Source organism: Arthrobacter sp. MSA 4-2 (assembly GCF_016405885.1).
GTDB lineage: Bacteria > Actinomycetota > Actinomycetes > Actinomycetales > Micrococcaceae > Arthrobacter_D.
Map to the genome: position 1 here is coordinate 64,055 of NZ_JAEKGC010000004.1, position 15,198 is coordinate 79,252.

16 protein-coding genes and 1 tRNA gene are annotated in these 15,198 nt (G+C 69.6%); 9 read left to right on the plus strand and 8 right to left on the minus strand.

Annotation, left to right across the window (positions count from 1 at the left end; translation table 11 throughout):
* Window positions 1–205 precede the first annotated feature (205 nt).
* Entirely contained in the window at window positions 206–514 is a 309-nt protein-coding gene (locus I6N91_RS05520; protein ID WP_198811432.1) for a DUF3040 domain-containing protein, read from the plus strand.
* A gap of 41 nt (window positions 515–555) precedes the next feature.
* Here the strand turns inward: I6N91_RS05520 and I6N91_RS05525 are convergent, their stop codons facing one another.
* Window positions 556–1,536 carry a nitronate monooxygenase gene (locus I6N91_RS05525; protein WP_307843248.1) on the minus strand — a complete coding sequence of 327 codons (981 nt, stop codon included), beginning with the start codon at window positions 1,534–1,536 and terminating at the stop codon, window positions 556–558.
* A 266-nt stretch (window positions 1,537–1,802) separates the two neighbouring features.
* Between I6N91_RS05525 and I6N91_RS05530 the strand changes: the two genes are divergently transcribed.
* A complete protein-coding gene (locus I6N91_RS05530) occupies window positions 1,803–3,041 on the plus strand; it encodes an MFS transporter (protein ID WP_198811443.1) in 1,239 nt (412 codons plus the stop codon).
* Between the two features lie 98 nt (window positions 3,042–3,139).
* Here the strand turns inward: I6N91_RS05530 and I6N91_RS05535 are convergent, their stop codons facing one another.
* On the minus strand, window positions 3,140–4,189 hold the full coding sequence (locus tag I6N91_RS05535) for a redoxin domain-containing protein (RefSeq protein WP_198811445.1): 1,050 nt from the start codon (window positions 4,187–4,189) through the stop codon (window positions 3,140–3,142).
* A gap of 427 nt (window positions 4,190–4,616) precedes the next feature.
* Here I6N91_RS05535 and I6N91_RS05540 point away from each other — a divergent pair, with 427 nt between their 5' ends.
* Window positions 4,617–5,666, plus strand: coding sequence for an ionic transporter y4hA (locus I6N91_RS05540; protein WP_198811788.1), 1,050 nt, complete (start codon window positions 4,617–4,619; stop codon window positions 5,664–5,666).
* A gap of 79 nt (window positions 5,667–5,745) precedes the next feature.
* Window positions 5,746–6,471: an SDR family oxidoreductase gene (locus I6N91_RS05545; RefSeq protein WP_198811447.1), complete on the plus strand. Its 726-nt coding sequence runs from the start codon at window positions 5,746–5,748 to the stop codon at window positions 6,469–6,471.
* Window positions 6,472–6,562: 91 nt separating this feature from the next.
* Here I6N91_RS05545 and I6N91_RS05550 read toward each other — a convergent pair whose 3' ends face one another.
* The 5 genes from I6N91_RS05550 to I6N91_RS05570 all read right to left on the minus strand — a co-directional run bounded on the left by I6N91_RS05550 (window position 6,563) and on the right by I6N91_RS05570 (window position 10,050).
* Entirely contained in the window at window positions 6,563–7,153 is a 591-nt protein-coding gene (locus I6N91_RS05550) for a GNAT family N-acetyltransferase (RefSeq protein WP_198811450.1), read from the minus strand.
* Window positions 7,154–7,167: 14 nt separating this feature from the next.
* The gene (locus tag I6N91_RS05555) at window positions 7,168–7,845 is read right to left on the minus strand and encodes a hypothetical protein (RefSeq protein ID WP_198811452.1); all 678 of its coding nucleotides are present in this window, start codon (window positions 7,843–7,845) and stop codon (window positions 7,168–7,170) included.
* Between the two features lie 91 nt (window positions 7,846–7,936).
* The gene (locus tag I6N91_RS05560) at window positions 7,937–8,188 is read right to left on the minus strand and encodes a PspC domain-containing protein (protein WP_198811453.1); all 252 of its coding nucleotides are present in this window, start codon (window positions 8,186–8,188) and stop codon (window positions 7,937–7,939) included.
* Between the two features lie 27 nt (window positions 8,189–8,215).
* Window positions 8,216–8,485 carry a hypothetical protein gene (locus I6N91_RS05565; protein ID WP_198811455.1) on the minus strand — a complete coding sequence of 90 codons (270 nt, stop codon included), beginning with the start codon at window positions 8,483–8,485 and terminating at the stop codon, window positions 8,216–8,218.
* Window positions 8,482–10,050 (minus strand): PspC domain-containing protein, encoded by a 1,569-nt coding sequence (locus tag I6N91_RS05570; RefSeq protein WP_198811457.1) that lies wholly within the window; start codon window positions 10,048–10,050, stop codon window positions 8,482–8,484. Before I6N91_RS05570 ends, I6N91_RS05565 begins: the two co-directional genes overlap by 4 nt.
* Window positions 10,051–10,175: 125 nt before the next feature.
* On the opposite strand from I6N91_RS05570, the gene I6N91_RS05575 reads away from it, so the two are divergent.
* Both I6N91_RS05575 and I6N91_RS05580 read left to right on the plus strand, forming a co-directional pair.
* Window positions 10,176–11,534 (plus strand): ATP-binding protein, encoded by a 1,359-nt coding sequence (locus I6N91_RS05575; RefSeq protein WP_198811458.1) that lies wholly within the window; start codon window positions 10,176–10,178, stop codon window positions 11,532–11,534.
* Window positions 11,524–12,201 carry a response regulator transcription factor gene (locus I6N91_RS05580; protein WP_198811460.1) on the plus strand — a complete coding sequence of 226 codons (678 nt, stop codon included), beginning with the start codon at window positions 11,524–11,526 and terminating at the stop codon, window positions 12,199–12,201. Before I6N91_RS05575 ends, I6N91_RS05580 begins: the two co-directional genes overlap by 11 nt.
* Before the next feature lie 19 nt (window positions 12,202–12,220).
* Here I6N91_RS05580 and I6N91_RS05585 read toward each other — a convergent pair whose 3' ends face one another.
* A complete protein-coding gene (locus I6N91_RS05585; protein WP_198811462.1) occupies window positions 12,221–13,447 on the minus strand; it encodes a pyridoxal phosphate-dependent aminotransferase in 1,227 nt (408 codons plus the stop codon).
* Window positions 13,448–13,682: 235 nt separating this feature from the next.
* On the opposite strand from I6N91_RS05585, the gene I6N91_RS05590 reads away from it, so the two are divergent.
* From I6N91_RS05590 to nusG, 3 genes are all read left to right on the plus strand, one after another.
* Window positions 13,683–13,755: transfer RNA gene (locus I6N91_RS05590), tRNA-Trp, on the plus strand.
* 153 nt (window positions 13,756–13,908) lie between these two features.
* Window positions 13,909–14,172, plus strand: coding sequence for a preprotein translocase subunit SecE (secE, locus tag I6N91_RS05595; RefSeq protein ID WP_307843249.1), 264 nt, complete (start codon window positions 13,909–13,911; stop codon window positions 14,170–14,172).
* A gap of 73 nt (window positions 14,173–14,245) precedes the next feature.
* Window positions 14,246–15,130 carry a transcription termination/antitermination protein NusG gene (gene nusG, locus I6N91_RS05600; protein ID WP_198811466.1) on the plus strand — a complete coding sequence of 295 codons (885 nt, stop codon included), beginning with the start codon at window positions 14,246–14,248 and terminating at the stop codon, window positions 15,128–15,130.
* Window positions 15,131–15,198 lie beyond the last annotated feature (68 nt).

The window sequence follows — 15,198 nt, forward strand, 5'->3', positions numbered from 1 at the left end:
CCCCGCCGGCTACCGCAGCTCCGCCAGGGGCGGCCCCCGTCCGGGCCGCCCCTGGCGGTACACGCACACCGACCGCCCGCACAGGGCGAACTACCGACCGCCCGCACAGGGCGAACTACCGACCGCCCGCTGAGGGCCAACCACCACCCGCCCGTATCAGGGCACCCCACCCCGGCACCTGCGCCGGACAGTCAAGGAGATCCCGATGGCGCTTTCGGACCGCGAGCAGCAACTGTTCGACCAGCTGGAACAACAGCTGCGAGACGATGACCCCCGGCTCGCCGCCGCGCTCGCTCCGGCCGCGGCTCCCACCGTGTCCACCCGCCGCATCGTCCTGGGCGTGCTCATTGACGTCGCAGGGTTCCTCCTGGTCTTCATTGGCGTGATGCTTTCGGGCCTCGCGGCCAGCATCTCTGTCGGTGTCTTCGGCTTCGCCGTCATGGTCTTAGGCATGTATGTTGCGCTGAGCGCGGCGGAACCACGGCCAAGCGGCCGCCAGTGGCTGCTTGACTGAATTCCACCGGCCTGCGGGCCGCAGGCCGGCGCCGGACCGGCTCAGTCACTGAGCCGGTCCAGGATCGACGCCGCGGAGCCGGCAACACAGCGGTTGAAGCCGGTGCCGGCCCACAGGTTGATGCGGTGGGGGTCGTTCGCCGCCGCCGCGGCCGCCCGCAGCGGACTCGTCAGGTGATGGATCTCGGGATAGCCGAAGGGCGCCACCGGGTCGTACCGCTTCATGAAGTCGTTGGAAAGGCCCCGGGCATACCGGCCCGAGAAGGCCTTTGTCACCGCGGTGGCTGGAAACGCGGGTGAGGCCAGCGCCGCCCGGTGCGCCGCCCGCGTTCCCGCTTCCTCGGCCCGCAGGAAGGCGGTGCCGGCCTGCACGGCCACGGCACCCCGGAACAGGGCCTCCTGAACATCGGCCCGGGTGGCGATGCCGCCCGCGGCGATCAGGGGGATTCCCATTCCGGCCAGGTCCTCCAGGAGCGCGTACAGGGGCGTTGGGTTGCCCGGTGCCGTGGCATCGAAGGTCCCGCGGTGGCCGCCGGCTTCGGGCCCCTGAACGGAAAGGGAATCCGCCCCTGCCGCGGCGGCCTTCTCCGCTTCGGGCCGTGAGGTGACGGTGACAGTCACGGCCACCCCGCGGTCCTGGAGCGCTCTGATGATGCCGGGCTCCGGTACGTCGAAGGTGAAGGACGCGACGGCCGGGGCGAGCTCGAGGAGGACGCTGATCTTGTTCTTCCAGTCGTCGTCGTCGTATCTCGGCTCACCCGCGTCCACCCCGAGGTGCTCCGCTTCGGGGGCGAGGATCCGCGCGTACTCGGCCAGCTGGTCGGGACGGGCGACCGAGGGCTGGGGGACGAAGAGATTGACGCCGAACGGGGCGTCGGTCACGTCCCTCACCGCGGCGATCTCGGCGCGCAGTGCACCGGCCGTCTTGTAACCCGCGGCGAGGAATCCAAGTCCGCCGGCCCCGCTCACCGCGGCGGCCAGCCGCGGCGTGGACGGGCCGCCGGCCATGGGGGCCTGGATCACCGGCCGGGGAATGTGCGTGATAGCAAAACGGTTAGCTCTATTCGTGGAGGCGTTCACAGTGCCGGCCCCTTTCGTGCGGAAGTGCGGTGGTTGGACGGCGGAGCACGCGGATGCGGACACTCCGGATCGCTTCCAGTAATTCACATTTCGTCAAAGTCGACCGCACGTCCAGCATTTCAGGCCGGAGCCCGTCGACGACGAGCTGCACGGTCAGGGTGCGGCGGCCAACATCACCTCGCGGTCAGCCGCGCCACCAGGAGACTCATTTGTCCACCACCCAGTCATCCTTCGACAGCCCAGCACCTGCTGCTCGTTCCCGCTTCACCCTTCCCGCCCCCGTAGCCTTCGTGGGAAGCGCGATCGCCTTCACCAGTCTCTACCTCGCGGCGGGGGCACCGACACCCCTGCTGCCGCTCTACCAGGAGCAATGGGACTTCCCGGCGGTCATCCTGACTGTGGCGTTCGCGGCCTATGCCGGGGGTTTCCTCGCGGCCCTCCTGACCGTCGGCTCCCTCTCCGACCACATCGGCCGCCGGCCTGTGCTCATCGGCGCCCTCCTGGTGCAGCTCGTCTCCACCATTCTGTTCGTTCTCGCCCCCGACGCCGGCTGGGTGATCGCAGCGCGTGTTGTCCAGGGCATCGCCACGGGCGCGGCGACGAGCGCGTTCTCGGCCTCGCTCGCCGAACTCGCCCCGGCGAACCGCAAGAAGCTCGGCGCCATCCTCGGCAGCGTCGGCGTGACCGGCGGCCTCGCCCTGGGCGCACTGCTCGCCGGGTTCGCCATCGAATTCACCTCATCCCCGAACGGCCTGATCTTCACGATCCTCGCTGTCATCGCGGTCCTGGGCATCGTCGTCGTCGCCCTGACGCCCGAGAGTGCAACCCGCCGCCCGGGAGCGTGGCGCTCCCTGACCCCGCGCGTGGCCGTCGCGTCCGCTGCCCGCAGGGAATTCGCAGCCGCCGCCCCCGTCATCGCCGCGACCTGGATGCTCGCCGGGCTTTCCCTCGGCCTCGCACCGACCCTCGTGCGCAACGTCTTCGAGGTTGACAGCGCCCTGCTCAACGGCCTGGTCGGCTTCCTGGCTGCGGGCACCTCGGCGGTCGCCGGCATCGTGTTCTCGCGCCTGGCTCCGCGCGCCGGAATGAAGCTCGGGATCTACGCCGCGGCCGCCGGCGCTACCGGCATCGTGTCGGGCGTGCTCATCGGAAGCCTCGCCCTGATGGTCGCCAGCCTCGTGATCTCGGGGGTCGGTTTCGGCAGCGCCTTCTCGGCGTCGCTGCGCCTCATCATGCCGCTGGCCGACCCGCAGCACCGAGCGGGAACCATTGCCTCCGTCCTGGTCATCGCGTACCTCGCCTTCGGCCTGCCGGTCGTCCTGGTCGGCCTGCTGGCAGCGCCTCTAGGCCTGCCGACGACGGTTGTCGGATACGGAGCCGTGATCCTGCTCCTCGGGCTGATCGGCCTGATCGCACAGTTCCGCGTCGGCCGCATCGTCCGGGCCTGACCTCCGCCCACCCTGAATGTGCCGGGCGTTGCATCTGCCGGGCGCACCATAGGGCGGGGCGGGCGGCGGCATTGCACGCGGACCTTCGGGCCGGCGCCCTACCCGAAGGTGAAGCAGTACACCCCGGCTCCCGGGTCGAGGAACTCGATCTCGGCGGTGCCCTCGATCCCGGGACCGCTGCGCCGAAGGAGCTGGTACAGGCCGGGACCGGTGATCGTGCCGTAGCCGGCCTCATCGATGTCGAGGCCGGAATCGGCGCCGGGTTCCCGGCCGTCCAACAGGACCCGCAGCCGCACGGCCGACCCCGGTGCGGCCGGAGCCGCAACCAGATGGAGGTCGCGGGCGTGGAAGCGGCAGAGCAGACGCCCTCCCGGCGCGTCGGACACCGTCGCCTCAGCGCCGGCCGTCCAGCTGCCAACCAGGCCCCACTGCCCGCGCCGCAGCCGTGAAGGCGCGGAATAGGCGTGCAGGCGGTCGGCCGCCAGGCCGCCCGGGGACGCGAACCCGGAGGTCCGCTGATATCCGAGGTAGGTTTCAGCTGACCGGAGGGTGTTCCAGTCCGCGGCGGCTTCAATTCCCGCGCCGGTGACCGGGCCCACCGCCGGACCGGGATCGGCGGCCCCCGCCTCGGCCAGCAGCCGCCGGAGCGCCGCCTCGGTTTCCTCGTAGTCGCCCTCACCGAAGCTGGTATGGCGGAGGCGGCCGCGCGCGTCCACGAGATACACCGCCGGCCAGTAATGGTTGTCGAAGGAGCGCCAGACCCGGAACGAGCTGTCGACAGCGACCGGGTAGCCGATGGAGAGGGCCTCCAGAGTGGGCCGGACATTCCCGACGTCGTGCTCAAAGGAAAATTCGGGTGAATGCACCCCGATCACCACCAGGCCGTGGCGCCGGTAGGCCTCCTCCCAGGCGCGCACGTACGGCAGGGCCCGGAGCCAGTTGATGCACGTGTAGGTCCAGAAGTTGACCAGGACCACCCGGCCGCGGAGGGCAGCTCCGGTCAATGGAGGCGAGTTGAGCCATTCCGTGGCACCGGCGAAGGAAAACGGTTCCTCCTCCGGCAGCCGGCCCCCGGGCTCGACAGCCGGGCTTTCGGCCGGGCCGACGTCGTTTGACAGGTTTTTCGGGAAGTCGTCTTCGGAAGTCATGATGGAGTTCCTTCGCTCGGTGCGGGCCCCGGTGGACCATTATGGGCACTCCGGACCATTTACCGCACCCGTTTCAGCACCCGGTTCAACCCCCGTTCAGCCCCCGCCCCCATCGCGCCCCCACCCCGGCCGCCGCGCCGGGCCCGCCCGCCCCGCGTTGCGCGGGGGGACCGCAACCGGGGAAGGTGGAGGGGACACTTTCGATCGGAACAGTATGGGTCGGAGCAGTGGGGGCGTAAACAGCGTGGATCGTAACAGTGTGGGTCGGAACAGGAGAGAGCGGCATGGATCGTAACAGTGGGTGCACCGGAGCGGTGACGGACGGGGTCATGACAGACCGCTCAACGGACGGAGGTCTGCTGTGCCTTCGCTGATCGGACGCCTGCGCTCCTCCTGGACCGTCGCCGTGCCGGCGGTCGCATTGCTCATGCTCGTCTTGACCTGGCAGCGGAACTTGGGGGCGCTGGCCGTGACAGTGGTCGCCGTCGTCCTGGTGGGTGCCATCCTGGCCGCGGTGCACCACGCCGAAGTGATTGCCCACCGGGTGGGGGAGCCCTTCGGATCGCTCGTCCTTGCCGTGGCGGTGACGGTGATCGAGGTGGCGCTGATCGTCACGCTCATGATCTCCGGCGGACCCGAGACCGCTTCCCTGGCGCGGGACACGGTCTTCGCCGCGGTGATGATCACCGCCAACGGGATTGTAGGTCTGTCGCTGCTCGTGGGCGCAGTGCGCTTCGGGACAGTTCGGTTCAATACCGAGGGGACGGGAGCCGCCCTTGCCGTGATTGCCATGCTCGCCACCATGACCCTGGTGCTGCCCAGCTTCACCTCCGCCCGCTCCGGGCCGGAATTCTCGCCGGCGCAGCTGGCCTTTGCCGGGGTCGCCTCCCTTGCCCTGTATGCCGCCTTCGTCTCAACTCAGACAGTGCGCCACCGCGACTTCTTCCTGCCGGTGCCCCCGCATCCCGGCAGGCGGACCGCGGCCCCCGATGACGCCGAGGAACACGCCGCGCCGCCCACCACCCGTGCCGCGCTCGTCAGCCTCGGACTGCTGGCTGTCGCCCTGATCGCCGTGGTTGGACTGGCAAAGGCCGTCTCGCCCACCATCGAGGCCGGGGTGAAGGCGGCGGGTATCCCCGAGTCCTTCGTCGGCGTGGTCATCGCGCTGCTGGTGCTCACCCCCGAGGGCCTCGCCGCCACCCGCGCGGCACTGCGGGACCGCATCCAGACCAGCCTCAACCTCGGCTACGGCTCGGCGATTGCGAGCATCGGCCTGACGATTCCCGCGATCGCCCTGTCCACGCTCTGGCTCGAGGGACCCCTCATCCTCGGTCTCGGGTCCACCCAGATCGTGCTGCTGACCCTGACGGTCGTCGTGAGCGTGCTCACGGTGGCGCCGGGGCGGGCGACCCGGCTCCAGGGAACGGTTCATCTCATCCTGTTGGCGGCGTTCATCTTCCTTGCCATCAATCCCTGACCACCCCGGGAACGCACTGGTCCTTTAATAGGACTGCATGATATTCTTTGAGGACTCATCCTCCCAGAAAAGGTTTTCCATGCGCATTCAGGGCTCAACTGTTCTTGTCACCGGGGCCAACCGCGGCCTCGGCCGCCTCTTCGTCGAGGAACTCCTCGAGCGCGGAGCGGTGAAGGTCTACGCGGCCTCCCGGTCCGGCATCGAGGTCAGCCAGCCCGGCGTCGTGCCCGTGGCCCTCGACATCACCGATCCCGCCGCCGTCGCCGCGGCCGCGGCCGCCGCGCAGGACGTCAACATCCTGATCAACAACGCAGGCATCCTCACCCCGACCAGCCTCCTCGAGGGCACCGCGGCCGCGGTGCGCCAGGAGATGGAAACCAACTTCTTCGGCACCCTCGAGATGACGCGGGCGTTCGCGCCGATCATTGCCGCGAACGGCGGTGGGGCGATCCACAACGTGCTCTCCGTGCTGTCCTGGGCGCATTTCCCCGACGTCGGAGCGTACAGTGCCGCGAAGGCCGCCTCCTGGGCGATGACCAACGCCGCCCGGCAGGAGCTCGCCCCCCAGGGGATCGCCGTCTCCGCGCTGCACGTGGGCTGGATGGACACCGACATGGGCGCGCACATCCCGGCCGAGCAGAAATCCGACCCCGCCGAAGTGGTCTCCGCGGCCCTGGACGCCGTCGAGGACGGCGAGCCGGAGGTGCTCTTCGGCGAGCTGACCCACAATGTGCGTGAGGCGCTCGCCGGCGACCTCTCGCAGCTTTACCCCGACCTCACCGTCCGGGAGCTCCAGGTCAGCTAGCTGGCCGCTCCGTCCCGAACGAACCTTCCTCTGACCGAAGCAGCGGGTCCTCCGGCCATGGAGGGCCCGCTGCTTCAGTTAAGGGACTGCTTCAGCCGCCTGAGCGCTCCCAGTCGGAGCGCAGAACCGACATGAGGACGGCGTCGATGTACTCGCCGTCGAACTTGAACACCTCCCGCAGGGTTCCCTCCACGACGAAGCCCGCCTTCTCGTAGGCCCGGCGGGCGCGGGGGTTGAACGCGAAGACCTCGAGGGAGATCCGGTGGAGCCCGGTGGCGGTGAAGGCATGGCCGATCAGAAGGCGGGTCGCCTCGGATCCGATGCCGCGGTCCCGTCCCGCAGGCCCAAGCAGGATGCGGAAATTGCAGGCGTCGTCGTCGGGCCGCCACTCATTGAGCACCGCTTCACCGACGCAGCCCCCGGTCCGGGCGTCGAGGACGGCAAGGTCCAGCCGGTCCTGCTGATGGGCCCGGGTCTGGTACCAGGTGCGCGTCCGCTCATCCAGCTCCTGCGTCCCGGCCTCCGCCTCGGCCGTGGAATGGACGCTTCCGGTGAGGCGCAGCACCTCGGGATCGGCAAGGATGGGCCCCATCGCCTCGATGTCCGTGGCGGTGAAGGGACGAAGCGTGCACAGGGTTCCCCTGAGGATGGGCTGCTCGGAAAAGAGGACCGGCGGGGACATGGTCGAAGTGTAGGTCATCCCGCGGCGGAGGATCCCGGACCGCCGTTCAGCATCCTTGCCACCTTCGCCTCCAGGGAGGCGACCGCTGTGTCCGGCAGCACGATCAGTCCGTCGAGCTCCCGCCGCGCCCGCCGGTACGCGGTCTGCCGCTCGGCCGGGCTGGCAGCGTAGTCGAGCGCCAGGGCGAGCAATTTCCGCGCCCGGGCCAGCCGCTGGCGTTCCGGTCCGGTGAAGGCCGAGTCCTTGAGCCGGCGTGCCTCCGCCTCGGCGACCTGGAAGGCGACGTCGTAGTCATTGACCGCCGAGCGGTACTCGGCGAATCCGGCGGCGCTCAGGGTGTCCGGTGCGGCCGGGCGGAGTGCGTCGGCTGCGCGCTTGGCGCGGAGGAAGGCGACGGTCAGGGGTTCACGCACGTCGGTCATCAGGGGGTAGTCGATCAGCTTCCCCACGTCGAGTTCGTAGTCCAGCCACTTCCGGTTGACGGCCTCGTGGGCGGCGGTCACCGCTTCCACCTCGCCGATCCTCGCCTGCAGGACCTGCTCGCCCTGGTGCTTCAGGGTGTAAAGCTCCACCTTGCGCTGGTGCCTGCGCTCATTGGCCCGGGACCAGGACCGTCCCCAGGCAGCGAACACCCCGCTCAGCGGAAAGATGAGCCACCAGTAGCTGCCGGCGAATTCGAAGAGGGGCTCCACGGCATCATCGTAGTTCCGGTGCCCGCCGCGCGCACCGGAACCGGGCAGCAGAAGACCCGGTGCGGATGTGCCGCACCGGGTCTTTCTGGAGTCATCGGCGGGTGGTGCGGTTCAGCAGCTGCTCAAGGGCGATCGTCCCGTCGGTCTTGGGCAGCAGGAGCCACAGCACCCCGTACATCGGAAGGCTCACCACCGGAAGCAGGAAGCTCAGGAGCATTGCGATCCGCACGTAGGACACCGGCCAGTTGAACTGCGCCGCGATCCCCGAGGCGACGCCCCCGAGGATGCCGCCGGGTGCGCGCTTGACGGGGGAGGAGCGGAGGATCCGGAAGAGGGGGTCCATGGTGAGCCTTTCGGTTGGAGGACGGAGTCAGAGGCTTGGAGTTTCAGTATGGCCGTTGTCGCCATCGGGGTCGTCGCCTGCCGCGGATGACCGGCGCGTCATCGAGGAGATGCCACCCACCACGAGGGCGATACCCGCGCCGATGAGCAGCCCCAGGAGCACGATCCCCAGGTCGAACCGGATGCCGGTGAGCAGTGAGACAAGGATCAGGGCCGCGACCGCCAGGATCACCGCTCCCCAGACGACGGTTCCCGTGCGCACCCGGCGGGGTGCTGCTGACTTTTCGGAGGTACTCATTGGTCGAATCCAATCTCGTTTTGTGACACGCTGACCCGGCTGACGGCGCCGCCGACCTCGAGGATGATCGACGGGCCGTCGGCTGTTTCGTTCAGCTCGGTGGTTCCGGGCTGCCAGAACCCTTCGGAGACCGAGGCGTCGACGCCCTCGCCCGTGCGCACCGAGCCCAGGGCGACCTCGGAACGGACCTCGACGGGCACGTCGTTCGGGACAAGGACGTCCACATTGCTGGCCAGCACCCGCACCGGGACGACGACGTCGGACCTCAGGTTGTCGAGGCTGCGCAGGTCAAGCGTGCTGCGCCCGGCGACCACCGTGTAACCCTCCTCCGCGGCCCGCACCGAGGATGCCGACAGCGGGGTGTCACGGCCGACCACCGAGGCGCCGTCGTCGAAGTTGGCGGCGGCCACCGCGGAGCCGATGAGGGCGGCGAAGACCGCGGCGCCGGCAGCGAAACCGACGAACCCGGAGGACCGCCCGAGCAGGCCCAGGGTCACCACGGCGATCCCTAGGACGGCGGCGCCCGAGGCGAGGGCCACGGGAAGCGCGGTCCGGCCGAGGTCGATCAGGGCCGCGTAGTCGAGGGCGAGGATGATGCCGACGGCGAGCACGGCCACGCCCAGGCTGAGCGCTACGCCGCTGCCGGTGGGGCCGGGGGTGCGGGGGCGCGGCGGCGGTACCGGGCGCAGGGCGTAGCCGGGAGGCAGCGACCCCGGGGGAACGGACCCGCCGGAGAGGTAATCGGACGGCGTGTACCCGGTGGTCGGTGGGTACCCGGATCCGGGGAAGTCGGCCGGCAGCGGGTCGGCCGGGCGCGGAGGGACAGCGCCCGTGCCCAGGGCCTCCGTCGAGGGGTACTGCTGGCCGGTGGGCGGAGGTCCCGCCTGGTAGCTCGTGGCCGGAAACTGCTGGGTCGTTCCGGGTGCGCCGTACGCCCCCATCATCCCGGGTGCGCCGGCCGGCCTGCCGGCGGCTGCCGGGTTGTTCCTGCTGCGCGCGGTCAGTGCCCAGTACACGGCATAGACGGCGGCGCCCACCCAGATCAGGGTCCAGAGCACCCCCCAGCCGCCCCAGCCGCCGCCCTCGTCACCGAGGAACGGCAGGTTCGGCCGCCAGAGCCCGGCGATGACCAGCAGCAGCGCCCCGGTCATACCGGAGGTCCAGGTGCCGCGTCCGGCCGACTCGGCGTGGATGCGTCCGTCCGGTTCGGGCAGGAGCGCCCACGCCAGGCCGTACAGCAGGACGCCGATGCCGCCGAAGATCGCCAGCACGACGACGATGCCCCGGACCAGGGCCACATCGAGCCCTGTGCGGTAGGCGATGCCTCCCGCCACCCCGCCGATCCAGCGGTCCGAGGTGCGGGTGATCTGCAGTGAGCGCATCCGGTCGAAGAAGCCGTTTGACGGCGCAGGGCGGGGCGGCGGGGCCGCCGTGGAGCCGGACCGGCTGGAATAGCCTCCACCCGGGCCGGTGGAGAAACCGGCCGGATCGGGGACGCGGCCCGGAGGGGCGTCGCCGGCGGGGCGTTCGGGAGGCAGCGGTTCAAGGGGCGGTTCGGAAGTCATAGTTCGATCCTTCCAGTGCGCTGCTGCGCCAGCCATCGGGGGCTGCCCTGAATTCACCCCTGAGGGAACCCCTGATTGTGCGCCCGGGGCATCCCCGAAGCCCATCGGCGTGCTTGGATTGAGCTATGAAACCGCCCTTGCTGCGTTCGCCCGACGGCCTGGTCGCCGGCGTGTGCGGTGGACTGGCCGTCCACCTCGGCGTGCGGCTGCGCGTCGTGCGGGTCCTCATGGTCCTGCTGGCCCTGGCCGGCGGGGCGGGGGTCTTCCTCTACGCCTGGCTCTGGATCTTCGTGCCCATGGCCTCGGACCGGCTCGTTGCCCCGCTCCGGTTCGCTCCGCCCGCCCCCACCCTGAGGCCCCCGCCCGCTCCTGCGCTGTTCCTCCCGGCTGCCGCCGCCCTGCCGTCCCCGGCCGCCCCGCATCCACCGTCCGCACCCTCGGAGCCCGGCAACGCCGCTCCGCCCGTGGCCGGTGCGTTCGTGCGTCCGGCCCGGCGGGCCGGCGGACGCCTCCGTCCCGGGCGGAAGGAACTGCTTCTTGGTGTGGGCCTGCTGCTCCTGGCCGGAGTCTTCATCGCGCAGGAGCTCGGCTTCGCCGTGAGCCTGAGGCAGGTCCTCCCCGTCGCCGCAGCGGGGGTGGGCGCCGTGCTGGCGTGGAGCCAGCTCGATGACGCGCGGCGCGAGGGCCTGAGGAACAAGGCGGGAGCCGACCGCGCCGCCGGACTGGCCCGGCTCCTGCTGGGCCTGGTGCTGGTCATGGTCGGCGTCCTGGTCATGGTCTCCGGGGCGATCTCCTGGGACCTGACCTGGGCCACCCTCCTGGCCACGGGGGCGGTCCTCGCCGGGGTGGCGCTGGTGCTCGCTCCCTGGGCGCTGAGGTTCTGGAAGGACTTCGAGGATGAGAGGGCCGGGCGGGTGCGGGAGGCGGCGCGGGCCGAAATCGCCGCCCACCTCCACGACTCGGTGCTGCAGACCCTCGCCCTGATCCAGAACCGCGCCGGCTCCGAACAGGACGTCGTGCGCCTGGCCCGGGCGCAGGAGCGTGAACTGCGGCACTGGCTCTACGCCGATCCGGCCGGCCACTCCGGCAACCTCACCGAGCGCCTCCGGGCCCTGGCCGGAGAGGTCGAGGACAGCTATGGGCATCCCGTCGAGGTGGTCGCGGTCGGTGACGCGCCCCTGACCGCCGGGCAGGAGGCGCTCGCCCAGGCGGCGCGCGAAGCGATCGTCAACGCGGCCAAGCATGCCGGGGGCACCGTCTCGGTCTACCTGGAGGCGGGGCCCTCCGGGTCCGAGGCCTTCATCCGTGACCGGGGGCCCGGGTTCGACCCGCTCGCGGTGCCGGCCGACCGCCTCGGAATCCGCGAGTCCATCACCACGCGGATGCAGCGGCACGGGGGCGCCGCCACCATCCGCAGCGGTCCCGACGGGACCGAAGTCCATCTGAAGATGCCCGAGCAGGAGAACCGCAGCCATGACGGATGAGCCAGTACCGAACAATCCGCCTTCAACGGTGTCCGTCGTCGTCGTTGACGACCACGCCATCTTCCGCTCCGGGCTCCGCTCGGACCTGGACAGCCGGATCCGGGTGGTGGGTGAGGCAGCCACGGTCGAGGAGGCGGTCGCCGTGGTCCGGGCCCGCCGGCCGGACGTCGTCCTGCTTGACGTGCACCTGCCCGGCGGCCGGGGCGGGGGAGGGGCCGAAGTGATCGCCGGCTGCGGCGACCTGGGCGCCTCGACGCGCTTCCTGGCCCTGAGCGTCTCCGATTCCGCCGAGGACGTCGTGGCGGTCATCCGCGCCGGCGCCCGCGGGTACGTCACGAAGACCATTTCCGGTGCGGGGATCTCCGATGCCGTCTTCCGGATCGCCTCAGGCGACGCGGTGTTCTCCCCACGGCTGGCCGGCTTCGTCCTTGACGCCTTCGGCACCGCCGCCGTCGCCTCCACCGGCACCGAGCTGGACCGGCTGTCCGCGCGGGAGCTCGAGGTGATGCGGCTGATCGCCCGCGGCTACAGCTACAAGGAGGTGGCCAAGGAGCTGTTCATCTCGGTCAAGACCGTCGAAACCCACGTGTCGGCGGTGCTGCGCAAGCTCCAGCTCTCCTCGCGCCACGAACTGACCCGGTGGGCCGCCGAACGGCGACTGCTCTGAGCGGGGTCCACTTCGCCGCCTACTTCGCGCCGGACAGGAACTCCTGCAGCCGCGCCACGCCGGTGGCCAGATCCTCGTCGCCGAGGGCGTACGAGAGCCGGAGGAAGCCGCTCGGGCCGAAGGCCTCACCCGGGACCACGGCCACCTCGACCTGCTCCAGGATGAGGGTGGCCAGCTCGGCGGAGGTCCGCGGGGTGGTTCCGGCCAGGCTGCGCCCCAGCAGGCCGCGCACGTCGGCGTAGGCGTAGAACGCGCCATGGGGCGTGGGGCACTCGACGCCGTCAATGGCGTTCAGCCCCGCCACCATGGCCCGGCGGCGCCGATCGAAGGCGGTCTTCATTTCCTCGACCGCGGTGAGCGGGCCCGAGACGGCAGCCAGGGCGGCCATCTGCGACACGTTCGCCACGTTCGACGTCGCATGGGACTGGAGGTTCGTCGCCGCCTTGACTACGTCCTGCGGGCCGACCATCCAGCCGACGCGCCAGCCCGTCATGGCATAGGTCTTCGCCACGCCGTTGACGATCACCACCCGGTCGCCCAGCGCGGGCGCCGCCGCGGCGATCGAGGTAAAGGGAACGCCGTCGTACGTCAGGTGTTCGTAGATCTCATCGGTGACCACCCACAGTCCCTGGTCCGCCGCCCAGTTCCCGATGTCCCGCACCGCATCCGCCGGGTACACGGCCCCGGTGGGGTTCGACGGCGACACGAACAGGAGCACCTTTGTCCGCGGCGTCAGGGCCGCTTCGAGCTGTTCGACGGTGACCAGGTAGCCCTGCTCGGGCCCTGCGAAAACCTGGACAGGAACACCGCCGGCCAGGCGGATGGCCTCCGGGTAGGTGGTCCAGAACGGGGTGGGCACGAGCACCTCGTCGCCGGGGTCGAGCAGTGACGCGAACGCCTCGTAGACTGCCTGCTTGCCGCCGTTGGTCACGAGCACCTGGGCGGGGTCGATGGCGTAGCCGGAGTCACGCTGCGTCTTCACCGCGATGGCCTGCTTCAGCTCCGGCAGGCCCCCGGCGGGGGAGTAGCGGTGGAAGCGCGGCTGGCGGGCGGCCTCGACCGCCGCCTCGACAATGTAGTCCGGGGTGGGGAAATCGGGCTCGCCGACGCCGAAACCGATCACCGGCCGGCCCGCGGCCTTCAGGGCCTTGGCCTTGGCATCGACGGCAAGCGTCGCGGATTCGGCGATTGAGGCGATCCTGCGGGAGACGCGCGGCAGGGAGTGACGGGTGGAAAGCTCGGTCATCGGGTCCCGTTTTCTCGTGAAGAAGTATGGCAGTCCCAGCTTAGGCTGTTGGCCCGTTCCTGCGCCGATCCGTGACGCCGGCGCCCTCCGACCCCCGCCCCAAGGCGCCGGTTCGACTCTCCGGCGGGTATTGCGTAGACTTGATCCTCGGTGTTGGATCACTCCAATGGTTCGTGCCCGCGAAACGTCCCCCAGGGATCGCAGCGGAGCGGATCGGACGGTGATCCGGTTCCATAGGGTAGTGGCGCAATTGGTAGCGCAGCGGTCTCCAAAACCGCAGGTTGCAGGTTCGAGTCCTGTCTGCCCTGCGCGTAACCGTCGAGCAGGACGCGGCGGTGCGGCAGTAGAACATCACGAAGTTTCCGGTACAGGCACAAGACCTGCTCGGCATGACTTATGAGTAGTCGGAGCCGCGTGAACGCGGCCCGGCTGGAAACCCACACAGATTGATGAGGTTGAAGGTGACCGATACGGCCGCGAGCAGCTCCAAGGGTAGCCCCGCCAGCAAGGAGAACCCCAAGCGCGGGTTTTTCGGGCGGATCACTCTCTTTGTGCGGCAGGTCATCGCCGAACTGAGGAAGGTCGTCACCCCGACCCGTCAGGAACTGGTGAGGTTCACCATCACGGTGCTGGCATTCGTGATCCTGATGATCCTTATCGTCACGGGTCTCGACTACGTCTTTGGAACCGGGGCGGTCTGGGTGTTTGGGGACAGCGAAAGCTGAACCGTCCAGCCCGCAGGTGACGTTATAGCCCAAGCAATATAAAGCTGAAGAAACCCAGAAAGCAGGCAGCTAGGTGTCCGAGCAAGAACTCGAACGGCAGATCACAATTGACGATGGTCTGGAGAACGAGGATCAGGCCGTCGAGGCGGGCGTCGCTGACGACTCCGCCGAGCTTGACGTGCCCGCGGAGACCGCAGCAGAGGATTCCGAGGCAGAAGGCTCAGAGGCCGAGACTTCCGAGGTAGACGACTCCGAGGTAGACGACTCCGAGGTAGAAGACTCCGAGGTTGAGGCTTCCGCCGAGGCCGACGACGCGGAGCAGTCCGAATCCGGCGAGGCCGGGGCGCCCGCCGAGGAGGACCCGGTTGAGGCCTTCAAGGCCAAGCTGCGCCGGCAGGAGGGTGACTGGTACGTCATCCACTCCTACGCCGGGTACGAGAACCGGGTGAAGGCCAACCTGGAAACCCGCATCCAGACCCTCGACATGGAGGATTTCATCTTCGAAATCCAGGTCCCCATGGAAGAGGTCGTGGAGATCAAGAACACCACCCGCAAGATCGTGAACCGGGTCCGCATCCCGGGCTATGTGCTGGTGCGCATGAACCTGACCGACGAGTCGTGGGGTGCCGTCCGGCACACCCCGGGCGTCACCGCCTTCGTCGGCAACGCCCACAACCCGGTGCCGCTGAGCCTGGCCGAGGTGTTCTCCATGCTTGAGCACACCGTCGTCCACACCGACGCGGCCTCCGGCAAGCCGGTCAAGCAGCAGTCCACTCCGGTCACCGTCAACTTCGAGGTCGGCGAATCCGTCACCGTCAACGAAGGACCGTTCGAGACCCTGCCGGCCACCATTTCGGAGATCAAGCCCGAATCCCAGCAGCTGGTTGTGCTGGTGTCGATCTTCGAACGCGAAACTCCCGTCACGCTGTCCTTCAACCAGGTCACCAAGATCCAGTAGGGCGGCGGCATCAAGCTTCGTTCTCCCCCGGCCCGCTTAGCCGGGGAGGACGGCCGGTCATCACGCCA

Excerpts from the sequence above, each read along its gene's own strand:
- I6N91_RS05585 (WP_198811462.1), bottom strand. The coding sequence starts at position 13,447 with ATGACCGAGCTTTCCACCCGTCACTCCCTGCCGCGCGTCTCCCGCAGG.
- I6N91_RS05535 (WP_198811445.1), bottom strand. The coding sequence starts at position 4,189 with ATGACTTCCGAAGACGACTTCCCGAAAAACCTGTCAAACGACGTCGGC.
- I6N91_RS05560 (WP_198811453.1), bottom strand. The coding sequence starts at position 8,188 with ATGGACCCCCTCTTCCGGATCCTCCGCTCCTCCCCCGTCAAGCGCGCA.
- I6N91_RS05565 (WP_198811455.1), bottom strand. The coding sequence starts at position 8,485 with ATGAGTACCTCCGAAAAGTCAGCAGCACCCCGCCGGGTGCGCACGGGA.
- I6N91_RS05550 (WP_198811450.1), bottom strand. The coding sequence starts at position 7,153 with ATGTCCCCGCCGGTCCTCTTTTCCGAGCAGCCCATCCTCAGGGGAACC.
- I6N91_RS05570 (WP_198811457.1), bottom strand. The coding sequence starts at position 10,050 with ATGACTTCCGAACCGCCCCTTGAACCGCTGCCTCCCGAACGCCCCGCC.
- I6N91_RS05580 (WP_198811460.1), top strand. The coding sequence starts at position 11,524 with ATGACGGATGAGCCAGTACCGAACAATCCGCCTTCAACGGTGTCCGTC.
- I6N91_RS05575 (WP_198811458.1), top strand. The coding sequence starts at position 10,176 with ATGAAACCGCCCTTGCTGCGTTCGCCCGACGGCCTGGTCGCCGGCGTG.
- I6N91_RS05520 (WP_198811432.1), top strand. The coding sequence starts at position 206 with ATGGCGCTTTCGGACCGCGAGCAGCAACTGTTCGACCAGCTGGAACAA.
- I6N91_RS05545 (WP_198811447.1), top strand. The coding sequence starts at position 5,746 with ATGCGCATTCAGGGCTCAACTGTTCTTGTCACCGGGGCCAACCGCGGC.
- I6N91_RS05540 (WP_198811788.1), top strand. The coding sequence starts at position 4,617 with ATGCTCGTCTTGACCTGGCAGCGGAACTTGGGGGCGCTGGCCGTGACA.